The organism is Aeromonas sp. DNP9 (genome assembly GCF_001728955.1).
GTDB lineage: Bacteria > Pseudomonadota > Gammaproteobacteria > Enterobacterales > Aeromonadaceae > Aeromonas > Aeromonas veronii.
The window spans coordinates 42,253-59,261 of record NZ_LYSQ01000019.1 but is presented as its reverse complement, the minus strand read 5'-3'; the positions used below and the strand labels follow the sequence as shown (position 1 = coordinate 59,261).

The window sequence follows — 17,009 nt, the reverse complement described above, 5'->3', positions numbered from 1 at the left end:
TTGTGAAAACAGATTCGAATAGCGCGCTCAGGGAGCCAGACGCTCGATATGCCAGCCATCCCCGTCGCGGGTGTAGTAGAAGCGGTCGTGCAGCCGGTGCTCGCCCCCCTGCCAGAACTCCACCGTCTCGATCACCACCCGGAATCCGCCCCAGAAGCTCGGCAGCGGCACTTCGCCATTGGCAAACTTCTGCTTGAGCTCGAGGAACTTGGCCTCCAGCACGCCGCGGGCCGAGATGCGGGTCGACTGTTTGGAGACCCAAGCAGCGATCTGGCTGTCCTTGGGACGGCTGTGGAAATACTTCATCACCTCGAAGGTGCTCATCTTCTCCACCCGACCGGTCACATGAACCTGTCTGTCCAGCGTGTGCCAGGGGAAGAGCAGGCTGATTCGAGGATTGCCTTCCAGCTGCTGCGCCTTGCGGCTACCCATGTTGGTGTAAAAGACCATCCCCAGGGCGTCGTAATGCTTGAGCAGCACAGTGCGCTGCCAGGGCTGACCATCGGCATCCACCGTCGCTACCACCATGGCGGTAGGATCGGTCAGTTTGGCCTCACAGGCCTGCGCCAACCACTTCTCGAACAGCGCCAGCGGCTCGGCCGGCAGATCGGCCCGGTGCAGCCCGCCACGGGTATACTCACGGCGCAGATCAGCAACATCCATCATCTTGATTTTCCTTCAAATAAATAATGGTTCCACGACCATCAAGAGAGTGACGCAGGCATTGTGCGCTCGATAAAGCGACCTTGTAAACCATACAAAAAAGCGAAGAGGCTCACGCCTCTTCGCTTGGTTAATCAATTTACCCAAGATAGGAAATCTCACCCTTGGGTTATCTGGTTTAGTAGCTCATGGTCTCACGACGACGCAGCAACGCAGCAATACCAAGGCCCAACAGCACGAACAGACCGGTCGAACCACCGCCACCGCCGCCATTGCTTTCAGGCTGGGGAGCCGGTGTATCATTGCTCTTGGTCGCCAGTTTTGGCGTAATGGCATAGAAGATATTGTCGCTACAGGCCAGCTTGAGGCGAACAACGCTGTCAACATTGGCCGGAATGGTTACCTCATGAGCGCCATTGTTGCTCACGCCATTGACCAGCGGCTGCCAACTCTTGCCTTCATCGTTGCTATAACTGATATCGACCCGCTGACAGTTGATGCGGCCACCGTCGGTTCCAGCTACTTGCCAGTTCACAGTGGTCGGGCTGCCAACCAGAATACGCTGATCAGGGGCTGGCAATATCTTGAAGGTTTGTGAACCTGTATCGACCACCTCGACCGAGGTCTCATCATAGGCACCACCGCCTTTGCCATCACGGGCGACCAGACGGAAGTTAAGGGTGCGCGGTACATTGACCCATGGATCGCCCTTCTCTTCATCTTTTATTAGCTCAGGCTGTTGCAACATAAATCGTTCATATCCCCTTAGCTGAGTAGCCAAAGAAGGAAAGTGACGTTCAGGAGACGTTGCAGGCGCCAAAAAACGATATAAGGGCCCATCGCTCAATTTCCCATAGTATATATCAGATGCACTCTCAGTCGCCCGACCAATATCAACCTGTTCCCAGGTAAAGGTCATTCCATCTTCACCGACACCAATCCCTGTGAGTGAAAATGCAGTTCTAACAGGAATAACTTTTGATTGCGATGCTGGCGAGATATTCACATCAATGTCTTGCTTGAACATAGGCTCAACAGCGCCACAATTATCTGGACGGTTGGCTAGCACAGCACGCATCTGATCAATTGACTTGCTATGAAAATAACCTGTCGTTTTAGATTGCAGACTTTGTGATCCCATGCCTGCTCTGCCCGGATAACCCATGATGGTTGTGCCACTACCGACCTCCCAAGCAGTACCAGCTACACGTCCACCAGTGTTGACATTAAAAATATGCTCTGCACCGAGCTGATGGCCCACTTCATGCGCAAAAGTATCGACAAACATCGCATCGATCTCTGCAATTCCAGCGCCCGAGCTACCATTACCGGCACCACTCATGGCATTGGAACGAAGATTTCGACCAAGGGACTTATTCCCGAAATAATCCAGATTTGGAGCTGCGCACAGCGTCCCCCATGCCAAGCCAGAATAATTGGTCGTCATCAGCACGTGACCAATATCAAACTCACCTAATTTTTTATCAGGATCGACTTCTCTTTGAGCCAGCTGTTGAACAAGCTCATTTCGATGGGCATCATCACGATCTATGTTTGGCGTGGCCGATGTACGGTCTTTATTATACCCGTTAAAAAACAGGTCTGTATCTGGATCCTCAAAAATGATATTATCATTGCCATCTGCCAATATAAACTTTATGCCAAGATCACGCTCATATATCTCATTGACACGAGCCAGCAATGTTACGATAGATGACAAAGCACCAACTTTACCATGAAATGAGGTGGTGTACTCTCCAGTAGTAGATATCGCAATCCGATATGTTTTTACTCCAGGAAAGTTATAATTTTGTGCAGCTTGCTTAGTTGCACTATCTAACAAGGAGCGCTTTTTTTCATTTTCATGCTCACTTGTATTATTCTGCATCAGCTCTTCATGATGCCCATTTTTCCGCGGTTTTACATTTTTCTTGTAATAAACAGAATAAAGACCACTACGTTGAACATCAATAAATACCTGCTCCCCTTGGTGCATAAACATGCCATTAAATCCACGGGGGGAAATATCAAAACTGCCGGTATTATTTTCATTACCCACTTCATGGCCTTTAAAGGTCATGATATCCGGATACTTGGCGGCCAATGCGGGTGGTAGCACCGACGAGGGCTGCACTTCAAATTGCACCATTCCACCATTGGGTAATGGCAAGGTAATCAGCGTATCGCCAGCACGCAGGTTTTGAATAAACTCTTCATCGACCTTAAAGCTGGTATAGGCACTAGTTGTGACGGTATCAGCCGCCTGCTTATTTTGTGCTTCGACCATATGCCATGGGGATGCCAGCGCGATATTGGCTGACATTGCGATGACAACTGAGATTGCATTTATTGTGAACTTCATCATTATTAATCACCTGACTGAACAGCCGGCGAGAATAACGTGACACAAATCACAATTCAACTTTTTCAACAAAAATTAAATGAATTTTATTTCATTTAAAATCATAAGGTTAGTGAGTTAAAGTTTATAAACAGCTCATTTTGTTAGCATTTTCAGCAGTTCTTTTTAATAGAGTTAAAACTCCAAAAAAGTATATGGGGGCTCATATGTGAGTCATCGGATCATTCCCATGAGGCTATCAGTATGTTTGGAATATTAGAGTTATAACTCCAATCATGTCGGTTTACATGCCGTTATTGAACAGCCACTATGGCCTTGAAATCGCCTCCGGCATGCACTTTGCCAGCATCCGCCGGTTATATCGGGTGGCATAGTCAATCCGTTGCTCGAACTCCGCCTCCTTGCCCATCTCAATCACATCACCGAACCCTTTCAGATAACGGACTCCGCACCGGGTTCTCGCTTCTGCTTGCAATGACTCCACAACCCCCGGAGCTATACCGCCGCGCCCGCCACGCACGATGAGCCGATAATCCTGGGCAGCAAGACTCTCATCTATTGCCTCTGTCAGCGATGCGGCCACAACAGGCGCTGCGCAGATATGCAGACACAGCAAACTGACAACTAACCGTAATACCTGCGCCATCCGGCTGCCCCTCCCATCAGGAGGATCACGATAAGACTCACAGCGCCACCACCACCGCCGCCCGCACTGTTACCAGTAATGACGGTTGCACTTTCTGTTGTGGCCGTAGTGGCAGACGCATTACCTCTTATCCCATTGATAGAGAAAAAAATATTATTGCTGCATGCCAGCTTCAGCCTGGCCGTGCTGGTCAACGGTGCAGGCAACACCACACTGGCCGACCCGTTATTGGCAAGCCCGCTTGCCAGCGTAGTCCAGCTAGAACCGCCATTCTGTGTCAGGGCTAAATCCACGCTGGGACAATTGATAGGAGGCTGATCGGTCCCTGCTACATTCCAGGTCACTAGCTGAGTGCTACCCGCCACCATGGTGCCGATCTGCGGAGCTGTGATGGCAAATGCCGCGCCAGTATTGATCACCTGAACCACCATTTCATCACTGCTCACCGCCCCCTGACCATCACGTACGGTAAGGCGAAACTGGAGATTGCGATTGGTCGCAGGCCACGCCTCTCCTTTGGCCAAGGCACCCGATATCAGAGAGCTCATGGCGGGCAAGGTTCTGCGAGGATCCGATGTAGGAGACACAAAGCGAAACAGCGGGCGGGTTCCATCATCCACCATGGTTGCCACGCTGTAAGATGCATTGCCAAGATCAACCTGCTCCCAGGTGTAACTCAGGGGATGACCATCCAGATCCAGCGCACTACCGACAAGAGTGAAAGGCGTATTGGCGGGGATCACCCTATCCCCCCCCGCATCCACAACCGGCGCGTTATTGGCAAGCGCCAGGTCGGTGCCGCAGGAGGGCAGAGAGGCCATCAGGGCCCGCATCTGCTCGATCGACTTGCTGTGGAAGAAAGGTGTGCTGTTAACCTGCAGATTCTCCTCACCACAGATCCCGGCATAGGCCATGATGGTCGAACCACTGCCCGGTTCCCAGGCTGAGCTAGCCTTGCGACCCGTGGCACAACTGTCGGCCATGCCATTGAAAGAGTGCTCGGCCCCCAACTGGTGCCCCAATTCGTGAGCCACATAATCAATAAAGAATGCATCGCCGATAGGCTGTGAGCCTCCGGTCATGCCCCGTGAACGGCTGAAAGGGTTGCACAGAGATCTCAGGGTCGCCACCCCGCCGCCTGATGTCGCCAGCAGATGGCCCAAATCAAAGGTTGGGTTTAACAGTAGCCCCTGCTGGGTCTGGTTGATGGCGATATCCTGGGTCGAGTTGGTGAAAGGATCCGTCGCAGGATCAGTGAAAATCACCTTGTCTGTATCGGCTGCAAGCTGAAACTCGGCCCCCACATCACGGCGATAGACTTCATTGACCCGATTAAGCAGTGTTGCAATGGCCGAGAGTGCTGCAACCTTGGTACCACCGTGATACTGGGTATATTCCCCGGTTGCCGAGATGGCGATGGTGTAGCGCTTGCGCAAATTGCCATCGACTAGCACAGCTCGCTCACGCTCGATACCATGAGGATCAATCACCTGATCCACATCCTGTCGCCGCCAGGCATCTTGCTGTTCATAAACGGCATAAGAGAAGCCGTCCTGAAGCGGATCGACATAAAAGGTACGCCCCTGATGGGTAAACATACCGTGAAAACCATGTATGGTGACATCAAATCGGCCTGTATCCGCCGCCCGATCGATAGCCTTCCCACTGTAAGTATTGATAGAAGGGTAGCGCTGGGCCAAAGGCTCCGGGAGCAAGGCATTGGAATGAACATCAAACTGCACCGTAGTGCCATCCGGCAATGGCAAGGTCAATACACTGGCGAGATGCCCGGGTTCAAAAGGCTTGTCAGGAACCACCACTCTGACCTTTTCAGCTCGCACATCATAGATCCCTCCCCTTTCCAAGTTTTCATCCATGAAGGTCCACTGTGGTTCTGCTGCAACCTGAACAGACAAACTGGTGATAATCACCGCAATGCCATGCTTCATAGAGCCTCCTTGCCCTACCTTGGTGACAACAAGTATGGTGCAGCGTCAATTGACGATCTGCGTGACAGACAGAAAAGAAAATTCGCACAAAACTTCTGTCACGCTGAAAAATCGTGCTACACCCGCGATCCCCATCTCAGGCAATACAGACTGGCCCCATTCAACAACGGAAAAAAGTGAAGGCGCCATTGGCGCCTTCACGGATAGATAGGGGGATGAGTATCCCCTCCATTTGGATTGGTTCGTTGGCGTATTACTGCTTGTCAGCGCCCGATGCTATTGGGCAATGAATCACCATGCGCTGGTTATACTCGCTGGCGTAAGCGCTCAGCTTGGCATGTATCTCTTGCTGACCGGGTCTTATCACATCGCCCAATCCCTCCAGATAACGCTTGCCACAGCGTGCCTTGGCCTCTGCCTGATGCTCGGCTGCAATACCGGGGGCGAACTCTCCCCGCCCGGCTATCACTATCAGGCGGTAATCCTGCCTGGCGAGGCTTGCACTCAGCTCCTGTTCCAGCGTGCTGGCATCGGCCTGACAGCCGCCGAGCACGGCAAGCAGCAACAGAGGGACTCCCTTCATTTGCGCCTCCGTTGCCAGCCGAGCAGCGCCAGAGCCAACGTCCACAATCCGATCGCCCCGCCACCACCGCCGCCACCTGAAGTCGAGCCACCTTGCACCAGAGGCAATTTGAGGGGACTGATGGCAAAGAAGATATTGTCGCTGCATGCCACTTTCAGCCTGACGCTACTGGTGAGATCGGCAGGCAACGTTACCGTTGCTGCGCCGTTATTGGGTTGTCCGGCGGCGAGCATTGTCCAGCTTACGCCCTCATCCTGGGTCACCGAGATGTCCACCTTGCTGCAACTGATCGGCGCCACCGTGGTGCCCGCCACATCCCATGCCACTGCCTGACTGGCCCCCGGAGTGAGAGTCACCCCGTAAAACGGGTTGGTGATGCGAAATGCCGCACCGGTATTGATCACTTGCACTTTCATGTCATCACTGGCAACGCCACCCTGACCATCACGCACCGTCAGTCTGAAATTGAGACCCCGGTTGGTAGTCGGCCAGGCCTCTCCTTTGGCGAGAGTACCGGAGAGCAACGATGGCAAGCTTGGCAAAATCCGCTCGGCAGAGCTGGTGGGAGAGACAAAACGAAACAGCGGCCGGGAGCCATCGTCAACCATGGTGGCGGCACTGCTCGATTCAGTACCCAGATCGATCTGCTCCCAGTTGTAGAGCAGAGAATCATTATCCAGATCTCCACCAGCCCCTTTTAACATAAAGGCCGTATTGGCAGGGATCACATAGTCCCCACCTGCTGCTGCCTGCGGGGCATTATTGCTCAACGAGAGCGTGGTTCCGCAAGTCGATACGGTCGCCATGTGCGCACGCATCTGCTCGATGGACTTGCTATGAAAATAGGGGTCGCTGTGAGTCTGGATATTCTCATCACCACAAATACCGGCATAGGCCATGATGGAGCTGCCACTACCTGGCTCATAGGCTTGATTCGCAACCCGGGTACCTGCACCGCAACTCCCGGTAGTGCCGTTGAAGGTATGATCGGCACCAAACTGGTGGCCAATTTCATGAGCCACATAGTCAACGAAGAAGGCATCTCCTACCGGTGTGGGTGAACCCGACATCCCGCCAGACTTCTGATTGGTGCAGAGCACAGCCAATCCGGCCAGACCGCCGCCATTGGTATTCAGGACATGGCCGATATCAAAATTACCGAGCTGCATATTGGTAAAGTAATAAGCCTGTACCCCGATATTGGTCTGCGCATCCGAATTATCATTGGCAAACAAGTCGCTGGCCGGATCGGTAAAGATCAGGTTGTCATTGCCACTGGCCAGCACGAATTCGGCGCCCACATCCCGTTGATAGACCTGATTGACGCGGTTGAGCAAGGTCGCAATCGCCGCCATGGTAAGCGCTTTGGAGCCACCATGGTATTGGGTAAATTCTCCTGTCGCCGAAATGGCAATGACGTAGCGCTTGCGAACATTGCCATCCACTTGCACCTTGCGCACCAGTTTGCTGAGCTTGGGCCCTATCACCTCATCTGCAGCCTCTTCCAATCGACTATGGGCATCCTGCTGGTAATAGACGGCGTAGCCTTCGGCATTGCTGAGCGGATCGACAAACACCATCCTGCCCTGATGGCTGAACATGGCGTGGAAACCTTGCGGCCCCAGATCGAAGCGCCCCGTCTCTATCGGATGCGCCGGGTTGTGACCCTTGAAGGTGCGGATCTGCGGATACTTGGCGGCAAGATCTGCAGGCAGCAAGTCGTAGGCTTCCAGAGCAAAGGTGACCTCCCCCCCATCGGGCAGCGGCAGGGTCAGCTCACTCGCCCCGGCTTGCAGCCCGGAAAAATAGTCGAGCGGCACCTTGGCAACCCTGAACTGATGGGCCCGCACCTCATAACCTTGCTCCGCAGTCGCTCTGGCGGCTACCGTGCTCCACTCGCTGGCCATCAGACTGGTTGACCCCAAAAAACTGGCCACCAACAGGGCCAACGAACACTTACTGGTCACATGCATCTTTGTCATCCTTGTAGTCATGCACTTTTTTGAACCATTACCGGCATCATTATCCCGCCGAATCAAGAAGCCCGGCGCCACTGTTTCAGCCACTCACCCATGGGGAGTGTTGCGCCAACCCCGTCTAACCCCTATCATTGCGCGGATTTGTCAATTTTAGAACTGCCCCTCTTCACAAAGGTGCGGTTCATCTTTATCTGGCCAAGGTTAATCTCATGCTCAAATCCCCACTGTTGCCCCGTTTCGGGGATCTGGTCGTTGCCATTGTTGACGATGTGCTCGGTCAGGGTCTCACCCTCGACCGCGCCTATGCCCGTCACTTCTCAGGCATCGAACTCAAACCGCAAGAACAGGCAAGGATTGCCCTGGTCACCGGCGACCTGCTGCGCCGTCTCAGCCTCTATTGTTTCCTCACCGGTATTCAGGTGCGTCAGGCCGAAAAGAATGTCTGGCCACTGCTGCACAGCTGGCACGCATTCCACAAAATTGCCCAGCCCAACCACCCGACCCTGGATCGCTTCAATGAAGAAGCATTCCGCCGCCGTCTGACCGAGGCGAAGAAGAACTCGGTATTGATGGATGGTTGCCCGAGCTGGCTGGAGAAACTGGGCAGCGAGCAACTGGGTGAAGCCTGGCCGGCCGAGCGTGCAGCCCTGGCCTGGATGCCCAAGCGCTACCTGCGGGTCAACACCCTCAAGTGCACCCGTGATGAGCTGCAAGCCATGCTGGCCAAAGAGCAGGTCACCACCATTCCGGTTGAAGGTGTGGAGACTGCCCTGCAGGTCACCTCTGACGCCGCCCTGTTCCGTACCAAGGCCTTTGCCGATGGTTGCTTCGAACAGCAGGACGCAGGCTCCCAGCTGGTTGCTGCTGCGCTGGAAGTTGCCCCAGGCATGCGCGTTATCGACGCCTGCGCCGGTGCCGGTGGCAAGACCCTGCATCTGGCCGCCATGATGCAGGGCAAAGGCCGTCTGCTGGCAATGGATGTGGAAGAGTGGAAGCTGGAGAACCTCAAGCAGCGCGCCCGTCGTGCCGGTGCCCACAACGTGGAAACCCGGGTCATCACCAGCAGCAAGACCGTCAAGCGCCTCAAAGAGAGCGCCGACCGCGTACTGCTGGACGTGCCCTGCTCCGGTCTGGGCGTACTCAAGCGCAATCCGGATGCCAAGTGGCGCGATACCGCCGAGCGTCTGCCGGTGCTGGTCGCACTGCAAGAAGAGATCCTGCAGCGTTACAGCCAGATGGTGAAGGTCGGTGGTCTGCTGGTCTATGCAACCTGTTCCATCCTGCCTCAGGAGAACCGCCAGCAGGTGGACAAGTTCCTCGCGGCCAACGAGCACTTCCGTCTGCGTGACGATCACACCGTGAGCCCGTCCGAGACCGGCTTCGACGGCTTCTACATGGCTCGTATCGAACGGATCGCCTGATCCACCCCGATGACCAGATAGAAAAAGCGGCTGCCTATGGCAGCCGCTTTGTTTTGGCTTGCTGACACACTCCCGATGGGGAACCGTGTGTACTGCTTGCGTCGCCAGCAAATAAAAAAGGGAGCCATGATGACTCCCTTTTCAGCGATATGAACATCCGCTTATTCAGCAGCAGCGTCATCCTGCTTGTACTTGGCAGCAGTCTCTTTGATCAGAGCCTGCAACTCGCCAGCCTGGAACATCTCGATCATGATGTCACAGCCGCCGATCAGCTCACCCTCAACCCACAGCTGGGGGAAAGTCGGCCAGTTGGCGAATTTTGGCAATTCGGCGCGGATATCCGGATTTTGCAGGATATCAACGTATGCAAACGGCTCGCCGCAGGACATCAGAGCCTGGGAGGCCTGGGCAGAGAAGCCACAGCTGGGTAGCTTGGGGGAGCCCTTCATGTAGATGATGATGGGGTTGTCAGCCAGCTGCTGCTTAATCTTTTCAATAGTTTCCATAGGTGCCTCACTAGAGCGATTTCGGCGGCCATTCTACTGCAATCTTGCCCGAGCACAAACTGACAAAGGGGTGACCCGGCTCGAATTGCGCAAAGAACCCACACAGGATTGATCGCGATCATGGCGCCAATCAAGAGTTGTTAGGCCATCTTTGATACTGCTACAATCCCTTGGCTTTGGGCTACCCAGCCCCATCATTTTAAAAACAACTCTTTTCACATATAGAAAAGAGTACGCAATGTCTTGCAACCGTCGCCTTCGCACGGTCCAGCCAATGGAGAGTAGAAAATGGCATTCGAACTTCCCGCTCTGCCCTATGCAATCAACGCTCTGGAACCGCACATCTCCCAGGAAACTCTGGAATATCACCACGGCAAGCACCACAACACCTACGTGGTCAACCTGAACAATCTAGTGCCGGGTACCGAGTTTGAAGGCAAGTCTCTGGAAGAGATCATCAAGACCTCCAACGGCGGCATCTTTAACAACGCCGCCCAGATCTGGAACCACACCTTCTACTGGCACTGCCTCTCCCCGAATGGCGGTGGCGAGCCGACTGGCGCCCTGGCTGATGCCATCAACAAAGCATTCGGCTCCTTCGCCGAGTTCAAAGATGCCTTCACCAAATCTGCCATCGGCAACTTCGGCTCCAGCTGGACTTGGCTGGTGAAGAAAGCTGACGGCACTCTGGCTATCGTCAACACCTCCAACGCTGGCTGCCCGCTGACTGAAGCCGGTACCACCCCACTGCTGACTGTTGACCTGTGGGAGCACGCCTACTACATCGACTTCCGCAACCTGCGTCCGAAGTACATGGAAACCTTCTGGGCTCTGGTTAACTGGGAATTCGTGGCCAAGAATCTGGCTGCCTAATCAGCCTCGCTTGCCAAAACGCCCCGCACTGCGGGGCGTTTTTTTATCTCGATATGGCTGCGAAAATGAATAAGGCGCCCGCAGGCGCCTTTTACATATCGAGATGACCCGCTTACTGGTCCAGCTCGTCCATATATTCATCCAGATTGGCATCGTCGGCCTGCTCTTGCTGAGACGCTTTCAGCTCGGTCTGCTTGCCCGTCACCTTGCCCTGGTTATATTGCAGGTAGAAATCCTTGGTCAGCGCATAAGGATCGAGGGAGTTGTCGATGATCCGCTCCTGATCGATCAGCTTGGCACGTGTGCCCAAGCCATCCAGCGCCCAGTGTGCAACCTTCATCGGGAAGGTTAACAGGGCATAGGGGAAATAGAAGCTGTCAATCGCATCGCCAACCAGCTCACGGGTGGTGGTCGGGCCGTAAACAGGCACCATGATGTAGGCACCATTACCGATATCGGCCCTGCCCAGCACTGTGTTCATCTCCAGCTTGTTGCGCTCGAGGCCGGCATGTTTGGCCACATCGAAGATACCCAGCAGACCGACCGTGGTGTTGAGGGTAAAGCGCCCCAGGTTGGTGCCCGCCCCCTTCAAATCGCCGGTGATCAGATGGTTCACCATGCTGCTTGGCTCATCAAAGTTGGCAACAAAGTTGGCAATGCCATCCTTCACCCCTACCGGAATGTAGCGGGCATAGGCATGTACCACAGGACGTGCCACATAGGGTTCCAGCACATCATAGTTGACCGCCCACATGGCCCGGTTGGCCCCCTGGAAGGGATCGCGGGGATCGGCCGCCGTACTGGTGGCACCCGGATTATTCATGCCGGGATTGAGATCCAGACTCTCTGGGCCAGGCTTGGGTGGGCCACCGGCACAGCCAGCCAGCAAGAGGGCTGCCAGTATGGACCCTGAACGAAGATACATATGATTGTCCTGACGTTTTATTTTGATTTATCAGAAGTATAGATAACCCGGCCCCTATCCAGGGGCCGGGTTATCCAAAGGCATATTAGAGGGCGTGATCGATGCGGATGTCAATCGGAGCAGCAGGGATCTCGGCCGTCTTGACCGACACGGATACCCCTTCGAAGGCTCCTTCCTTGTTCATCACATTGCCACCGCGCGAGAGACGCGCCTTGAACTGCAGCTCCGGATAGGCCGCCAGTTTGCTACCTTCCATCATGGCATCGCCATCCCCGAGTGACAGGGTAACAGGCAAGGTTGGCCCTGCGATACGCTTCACGGCGATGGGCATGGGCGGCCCGTTGGGCACCACGGCAAAGACGAAGAGATGGGCATCTTCCGGCATCTGAATGCCCGCCGCCAACGTGACGTGGATGGGGAATTCCCCCTCCTTCACCGCCAGCGGTTGTCCCTCAACTGCGCCCGCTTTGGCTGCGCCTGAATTCGTCACCTCGATGCCGCGCTGCTTGAGCTGCGCGCGAGCATACTCCATGGAGCGCTCGACCATCACGTAACGGGGGGTACCTTTCTCCATCAGTGGCAACATCGCCTGCCAGCGAGCCAGCGCGGTCTGGAAGTCCTCTTTTTGCAGCGCCATAAAGGCATAGACGGAGCGCGCCTCGATATTGTCCGGATCCTGCGCGATAGCAGCCTGCAACAGGGCATCCGCTTGCGCCTCATCCCCCGTCATCATCAGCGCCTGCGCATAGGGCACCGCCACCAGCGATTTCTGGGGGGCAAGCGTGTAGGCCCGCTCCAGCGCCTCGCTGGCCATCTCGGGATCATTGCCATCCAGCGCCAAGCGTCCCAGCAGCAGCCAGCCGCGGTAGTCGTTCGGTTCATCCTTGAGGCGGGTACGCAGTGCCAGCGTGAAATCCAGCAGATCCTGCTCGGTCACCTTGGCATCCCGCTCCACCAGAATACGGTTGCTCAGCTCGCCAAGACGGCTGCTGGCATCTTGCCAGCGACTCACCTCTTGCCAGGAGCCCAACTTGTAGTAGAGCCCCAGACTCACCACCAACAGCACCAGCACACCCGGGATCCAGATCAGACTCTTGCCACTGCGGGCAGTCTGCTCCACATCGGGGATATCATCCAAGAGACTTCGTTGCAGCTCGACCAGCGAGTCGGACTCCTCAGCCAGGACACCCTGCTCGCGCTCTTCGCCAATCTCCAGCAGCCGCTGGCGATAGAGCTGTTTGTTGAGCGCCGAGCGACTGATGCTCTGTTTGCCTTCACCACACCACAGCGGCACGACGAGCGCCAGACTCACCAGCACCAGCAAGCCCGCAATCACTATCCAAAAAGCGGTCATTGTTTCTCTTCCTCTTTGAGCAGCTCGGCCAGTCGGCGCTGCTCCTCCTCGCTCAGGGCGTTATCCAGTTGTTTTTTCACCGCAGGGGGCCGGCGGCTGCGCATCACGACCACGGCGCCACCGATCAGGATCACCAGCAGCGGGCCGAGCCAGAGGATCAGGGTGGAGGCCATCAGGGGCGGGTTATAGAGGATAAAGTTGCCGTAGCGGGCCACCATATAATCCACAATCTCCTCTTTATCCTTGCCCTCGCGCACCATCTGGTAGGTCTTGTCGCGCAAGTCCTTGGCCAGCCCCGCATTGGAGTCGGCGATATCCTGGTTCTGACACTTGGGGCAACGCAGCTCCTTGGTCAGTTCGCGAAAGACCTGCTCCTGATTGTCGTTGTCGAAGCTGTAGACATCGATAGCGGCCATGGCGGGTGCTTGCACTACCCATCCCAGCAACAGCAGCAGGGAAGCAATAAATACTCTCATCAGGACTCCCCTCACTTCATGGCATCAAAGATGGGTTTGAGGGTCGACGCCCAGTTCTCGGGGTTTATGTCCCCCACGTGGCGATAACGGATGATCCCCTTGCTGTCGATAAAGAAGGTCTCCGGCGCGCCGTATACCCCGAGATCCAGCCCCAGCATGCCGTCCGGATCATAGAGGTTGACCTGATAGGGGTTACCCAGCTCCGCCAGCCACTTGATCGCCTTGTCGCGCTCATCCTTGTAGTTCATGCCGATGATGGGAATACCCTGCCCCGCCAGCTGTTTGAGGTAGGTATGCTCGCCATAGCAGGTCGGGCACCAGGTGGCCCAGACGTTGAGCAGCATGGGGCGACCGGTCAGGATACTGCGATCGTGCTGTTTGTTCAGATCGTAAATGTCCTGCAGAGTGAACACCGGCACCTCTTTGCCCACCATCACGGACTCAAGCTTGGTGGGATCGGAGTAGAGCCCTTTGAACAGGAACACCGCCCCCAGCAAAAAGACGATAAAGGGGATTAAAAACAACCAGGTCTTTTTGTTCATGCCTTGGCCTCCTCCTCACGACTGCCGAAACGGTAACGCTTGTCCAGCATCGCCAGCACGCCACCAATGGCCATAAAGACGCCGCCGAACCAGATCCAGCGCACGAACGGCTTGTAGTAGATCCGCACCGCCCAAGCACCGTTGTCGAGCTGTTCCCCCAGCGCCGCATAGAGATCGCGGGTGATACCGGCATCGATGGCCGCTTCGGTCATCGGCATCCGGCTCACCTTGTACATCCGCTTCTCGGGCTTGAGCAGGGCGACCTGCTTGCCATTGCGGTGCACTTCCAGCACGCCCTTGAAGCCATCGTAGTTGGGGCCGTTCTTCTCCTTGATCCCGGCAAAGACGAACTCGTAATCGGCAAAGTGCACCCGATCACCCGCCTGCATCCGCAGATCCTTCTCGATGCTGTAATTCTGGGTGCAAGCGATACCTATGATGCTGACTGCCAGCCCCACATGGCCGAGGATCATGGCCCAGTGGCTGTTGCCAAGCTTGCGCACACCGACTGCAAAGCTGTGCTTGTGGGTCGCTCGCGCCCAGGTCTCCTGCACGCTGGTGACGATGATCCAGGCCCCCAGACCAATCCCTACCGCCGCCCACGGCTTGAAGGTTTCGGCAAAGAGCAGCGGCAACAGCAAGGCTGCGGCCAGACTCAGCACCAGTGCCACAACCACCTTGCTTTTGAGTTCCCCCAGCTCCTGACGACGCCAGCGAAACAGCGGGCCAATCCCCAGCAGCAGGGCAAACGGGATGATCAGCCAGCTGTAGATGTGGTTGAAGAAGGGAGTACCGATGGAAATGCTCCCCAGCCCCAGCTCCTTGTGCACCAGCGGCAGCAAGGTACCGAGCAGCACGGTCAGCAGACCCGCCACCAGCATGATGTTGTTGCAAAGCAGCAGGGTCTCGCGACTCCACAGCTCGTGTTTGCCGTGGCTCTTCACCTGCGAGCCTTTGAAGGCAAACAGCAGCAAGGATGAGCCGATCACCGCCAGCAGGAAGCCGAGAATAAACAGACCGCGGGTCGGATCGGAGGCAAACGCATGCACCGACACCAACACGCCGGAGCGTACCAGGAAGGTACCCAGCAGGCTCAGCGAGAAAGCTGAGAGGGCCAGCAGCACGGTCCACGCCTTGAAGGTGGAGCGCTTCTCGCTCACCGCCAGCGAGTGCAGCAGAGCGGTGCCCGCGAGCCAGGGCATGAAGGAGGCGTTTTCTACCGGATCCCAGAACCACCAGCCGCCCCAACCGAGCTCGTAGTAGGCCCACCAGGAGCCGAGCACGATGCCTAGGGTCAGGAATACCCAGGCCGCCATGGTCCAGGGGCGCGACCAGCGAGCCCAGGTCGCATCGAGACGGCCGGTCATCAGCGAAGCAATGGCAAAGGCAAACGCCACCGAGAAGCCCACATAACCCATGTAGAGCATCGGCGGATGGAAGATAAGACCCGGATCCTGCAGCAGCGGATTGAGGTCACGACCATCTACCGGGAAATAGGGCAAGGTGCGGGTGAAGGGATCGGAGGTGAACAGCACGAATGCAGTGAAGCCGACCGAGATCAGCCCCAGTACACCGAGTACCCGCGCGACAGCATCTAGCGGCAGACGGCGGCTGAACATGGCCACCGCCGCAGTCCAGCCCCCTAAGGTCAGAACCCACAGCAGCAGGGAACCTTCGTGGGCCCCCCACACCGCCGAGATACGATAGGCGAGCGGCAGCAGGCTATTGGAGTTAGTGGCCACATACTGCACGGTGAAGTCGTTGTCGATAAAGGCCCAGGTCAGGCAGAGAAACGACAGCAGCAGCAACAAAAACTGGGCATAGGCGAGCGGACGGGCCGCCGACATCATGCCAAGACGCCCCCAACTAGCGCCCAGCAGTGGGTAGCTACCCAGCAGCAGGGCAGTGGCAAAGGCCAGGATCAGCGCAAACTGACCTAATTCCGGGATCATGAAGGCATTCCTTTCAATTGAACGGTGACAACAGCCGCACCACGCACGGCAGGCAAAGCGGAAAATGCAAACACCAGAGGGATCACTGTTTGGCTCCCTTCAACTGCGCCTCGGTATACTCCGGCTTGAAGTGCATGCCGTTGGTGGCGTCGGCCACTTCCGGCGGCATGTAGTTCTCATCGTGTTTGGCCAGCACCTCGAACGCCTCTACGGTCGTGGCATCCTTGAGGGTGCCCTGGGCAACAATCCCCTGCCCTTCACGGAAGAGATCCGGCAGGATGCCGTCAAACTCGACCTTCACCAGATGACCGCCGTTATCCACCAGCTTGAAGGCAACCTTGAGGCTCTGGGGATCCCGCTGCACCGACCCCGGCACGACCAACCCACCGATGCGCAGGCGCTGCCCCTCTTCCGGCTTGATCTTGTCCGGCCCCTTCCCCTCCACCAGCTCGCTCGGGGTATAGAAGAGGTCGATATTCTGACTGAGGGCGTAGAGCACCAGCCCGCTTACGGTCGCCAGACCCAGGGTGATGGCAAGAATGATGGTGAGGCGTTTTTTGCGTCTCGGGTTCATAGGGTGTTCTCCATCTGCTGGGCCGCCTTGCGACGGGCCTCACGCGCCTGTTTGCTGCGCAACTCGGCGAGCAGGCTGCGGGTTTTCATGCGAGTAGAAATGATGATGCCGACCAGACACACCAGCGTCAGGCCAAATGAGAGCCAGACATAGAAGGCGTAACCGCCCATCGCCATAAAATCACTGAAAGAGGCAAAGTGCATG

General features: G+C 56.0%; 16 protein-coding genes. 2 read left to right on the top strand and 14 right to left on the bottom strand.

Annotated features, from left to right (window positions below; all coding sequences use genetic code 11):
- Nucleotides 1–27: 27 nt before the first annotated feature.
- The 6 genes from pdxH to A9G06_RS14160 all read right to left on the bottom strand — a co-directional run bounded on the left by pdxH (nucleotide 28) and on the right by A9G06_RS14160 (nucleotide 8,176).
- Nucleotides 28–666 (bottom strand): pyridoxamine 5'-phosphate oxidase, encoded by a 639-nt coding sequence (gene pdxH, locus A9G06_RS14195; protein WP_069555642.1) that lies wholly within the window; start codon nucleotides 664–666, stop codon nucleotides 28–30.
- A gap of 175 nt (nucleotides 667–841) precedes the next feature.
- A complete protein-coding gene (locus A9G06_RS21570; RefSeq protein WP_083243795.1) occupies nucleotides 842–3,028 on the bottom strand; it encodes a reprolysin-like metallopeptidase in 2,187 nt (728 codons plus the stop codon).
- Between the two features lie 304 nt (nucleotides 3,029–3,332).
- On the bottom strand, nucleotides 3,333–3,671 hold the full coding sequence (locus A9G06_RS14175) for a hypothetical protein (RefSeq protein ID WP_083243794.1): 339 nt from the start codon (nucleotides 3,669–3,671) through the stop codon (nucleotides 3,333–3,335).
- Entirely contained in the window at nucleotides 3,650–5,620 is a 1,971-nt protein-coding gene (locus A9G06_RS14170) for a reprolysin-like metallopeptidase (protein ID WP_069555638.1), read from the bottom strand. The genes A9G06_RS14175 and A9G06_RS14170 overlap by 22 nt, the downstream gene beginning before the upstream one ends.
- Nucleotides 5,621–5,873: 253 nt before the next feature.
- A complete protein-coding gene (locus tag A9G06_RS14165; RefSeq protein ID WP_064339713.1) occupies nucleotides 5,874–6,203 on the bottom strand; it encodes a hypothetical protein in 330 nt (109 codons plus the stop codon).
- Complete coding sequence (locus A9G06_RS14160; protein WP_069555637.1) at nucleotides 6,200–8,176, bottom strand: reprolysin-like metallopeptidase; 1,977 nt, start codon at nucleotides 8,174–8,176, stop codon at nucleotides 6,200–6,202. The genes A9G06_RS14165 and A9G06_RS14160 overlap by 4 nt, the downstream gene beginning before the upstream one ends.
- A 215-nt stretch (nucleotides 8,177–8,391) precedes the next feature.
- Between A9G06_RS14160 and A9G06_RS14155 the strand changes: the two genes are divergently transcribed.
- Nucleotides 8,392–9,603 carry an RsmB/NOP family class I SAM-dependent RNA methyltransferase gene (locus A9G06_RS14155; RefSeq protein ID WP_069555636.1) on the top strand — a complete coding sequence of 404 codons (1,212 nt, stop codon included), beginning with the start codon at nucleotides 8,392–8,394 and terminating at the stop codon, nucleotides 9,601–9,603.
- A gap of 161 nt (nucleotides 9,604–9,764) precedes the next feature.
- On the opposite strand, the gene A9G06_RS14150 is transcribed toward A9G06_RS14155, so the two are convergent.
- The gene (locus tag A9G06_RS14150) at nucleotides 9,765–10,109 is read right to left on the bottom strand and encodes a Grx4 family monothiol glutaredoxin (protein WP_069555635.1); all 345 of its coding nucleotides are present in this window, start codon (nucleotides 10,107–10,109) and stop codon (nucleotides 9,765–9,767) included.
- A 288-nt stretch (nucleotides 10,110–10,397) separates the two neighbouring features.
- Between A9G06_RS14150 and sodB the strand changes: the two genes are divergently transcribed.
- Nucleotides 10,398–10,982, top strand: coding sequence for a superoxide dismutase [Fe] (sodB, locus tag A9G06_RS14145; RefSeq protein WP_069555634.1), 585 nt, complete (start codon nucleotides 10,398–10,400; stop codon nucleotides 10,980–10,982).
- Nucleotides 10,983–11,094: 112 nt separating this feature from the next.
- Here sodB and A9G06_RS14140 read toward each other — a convergent pair whose 3' ends face one another.
- From A9G06_RS14140 to ccmD, 7 genes are all read right to left on the bottom strand, one after another.
- The gene (locus A9G06_RS14140; RefSeq protein ID WP_069555633.1) at nucleotides 11,095–11,907 is read right to left on the bottom strand and encodes a VacJ family lipoprotein; all 813 of its coding nucleotides are present in this window, start codon (nucleotides 11,905–11,907) and stop codon (nucleotides 11,095–11,097) included.
- Nucleotides 11,908–11,992: 85 nt separating this feature from the next.
- Nucleotides 11,993–13,261 (bottom strand): c-type cytochrome biogenesis protein CcmI, encoded by a 1,269-nt coding sequence (gene ccmI / locus A9G06_RS14135; RefSeq protein WP_069555632.1) that lies wholly within the window; start codon nucleotides 13,259–13,261, stop codon nucleotides 11,993–11,995.
- Nucleotides 13,258–13,737, bottom strand: a complete 480-nt coding sequence (locus A9G06_RS14130; protein WP_069555631.1) for a cytochrome c-type biogenesis protein — start codon at nucleotides 13,735–13,737, stop codon at nucleotides 13,258–13,260. Before A9G06_RS14130 ends, ccmI begins: the two co-directional genes overlap by 4 nt.
- Before the next feature lie 11 nt (nucleotides 13,738–13,748).
- Nucleotides 13,749–14,279, bottom strand: a complete 531-nt coding sequence (locus tag A9G06_RS14125) for a DsbE family thiol:disulfide interchange protein (protein ID WP_005353655.1) — start codon at nucleotides 14,277–14,279, stop codon at nucleotides 13,749–13,751.
- Nucleotides 14,276–16,231, bottom strand: coding sequence for a heme lyase CcmF/NrfE family subunit (locus A9G06_RS14120; RefSeq protein WP_069555630.1), 1,956 nt, complete (start codon nucleotides 16,229–16,231; stop codon nucleotides 14,276–14,278). The genes A9G06_RS14125 and A9G06_RS14120 overlap by 4 nt, the downstream gene beginning before the upstream one ends.
- Before the next feature lie 82 nt (nucleotides 16,232–16,313).
- Complete coding sequence (ccmE, locus tag A9G06_RS14115; protein ID WP_005334685.1) at nucleotides 16,314–16,805, bottom strand: cytochrome c maturation protein CcmE; 492 nt, start codon at nucleotides 16,803–16,805, stop codon at nucleotides 16,314–16,316.
- Entirely contained in the window at nucleotides 16,802–17,008 is a 207-nt protein-coding gene (gene ccmD / locus A9G06_RS14110) for a heme exporter protein CcmD (protein WP_005353657.1), read from the bottom strand. Before ccmD ends, ccmE begins: the two co-directional genes overlap by 4 nt.
- Between the last annotated feature and the right edge of the window lies 1 nt (nucleotide 17,009).

Coding starts and splice junctions, on each gene's coding strand:
- pdxH (WP_069555642.1), bottom strand. CDS start 666: ATGATGGATGTTGCTGATCTGCGCCGTGAGTATACCCGTGGCGGGCTG.
- A9G06_RS21570 (WP_083243795.1), bottom strand. CDS start 3,028: ATGATGAAGTTCACAATAAATGCAATCTCAGTTGTCATCGCAATGTCA.
- A9G06_RS14175 (WP_083243794.1), bottom strand. CDS start 3,671: ATGGCGCAGGTATTACGGTTAGTTGTCAGTTTGCTGTGTCTGCATATC.
- A9G06_RS14170 (WP_069555638.1), bottom strand. CDS start 5,620: ATGAAGCATGGCATTGCGGTGATTATCACCAGTTTGTCTGTTCAGGTT.
- A9G06_RS14165 (WP_064339713.1), bottom strand. CDS start 6,203: ATGAAGGGAGTCCCTCTGTTGCTGCTTGCCGTGCTCGGCGGCTGTCAG.
- A9G06_RS14160 (WP_069555637.1), bottom strand. CDS start 8,176: ATGCATGTGACCAGTAAGTGTTCGTTGGCCCTGTTGGTGGCCAGTTTT.
- A9G06_RS14155 (WP_069555636.1), top strand. CDS start 8,392: ATGCTCAAATCCCCACTGTTGCCCCGTTTCGGGGATCTGGTCGTTGCC.
- A9G06_RS14150 (WP_069555635.1), bottom strand. CDS start 10,109: ATGGAAACTATTGAAAAGATTAAGCAGCAGCTGGCTGACAACCCCATC.
- sodB (WP_069555634.1), top strand. CDS start 10,398: ATGGCATTCGAACTTCCCGCTCTGCCCTATGCAATCAACGCTCTGGAA.
- A9G06_RS14140 (WP_069555633.1), bottom strand. CDS start 11,907: ATGTATCTTCGTTCAGGGTCCATACTGGCAGCCCTCTTGCTGGCTGGC.
- ccmI (WP_069555632.1), bottom strand. CDS start 13,261: ATGACCGCTTTTTGGATAGTGATTGCGGGCTTGCTGGTGCTGGTGAGT.
- A9G06_RS14130 (WP_069555631.1), bottom strand. CDS start 13,737: ATGAGAGTATTTATTGCTTCCCTGCTGCTGTTGCTGGGATGGGTAGTG.
- A9G06_RS14125 (WP_005353655.1), bottom strand. CDS start 14,279: ATGAACAAAAAGACCTGGTTGTTTTTAATCCCCTTTATCGTCTTTTTG.
- A9G06_RS14120 (WP_069555630.1), bottom strand. CDS start 16,231: ATGATCCCGGAATTAGGTCAGTTTGCGCTGATCCTGGCCTTTGCCACT.
- ccmE (WP_005334685.1), bottom strand. CDS start 16,805: ATGAACCCGAGACGCAAAAAACGCCTCACCATCATTCTTGCCATCACC.
- ccmD (WP_005353657.1), bottom strand. CDS start 17,008: ATGCACTTTGCCTCTTTCAGTGATTTTATGGCGATGGGCGGTTACGCC.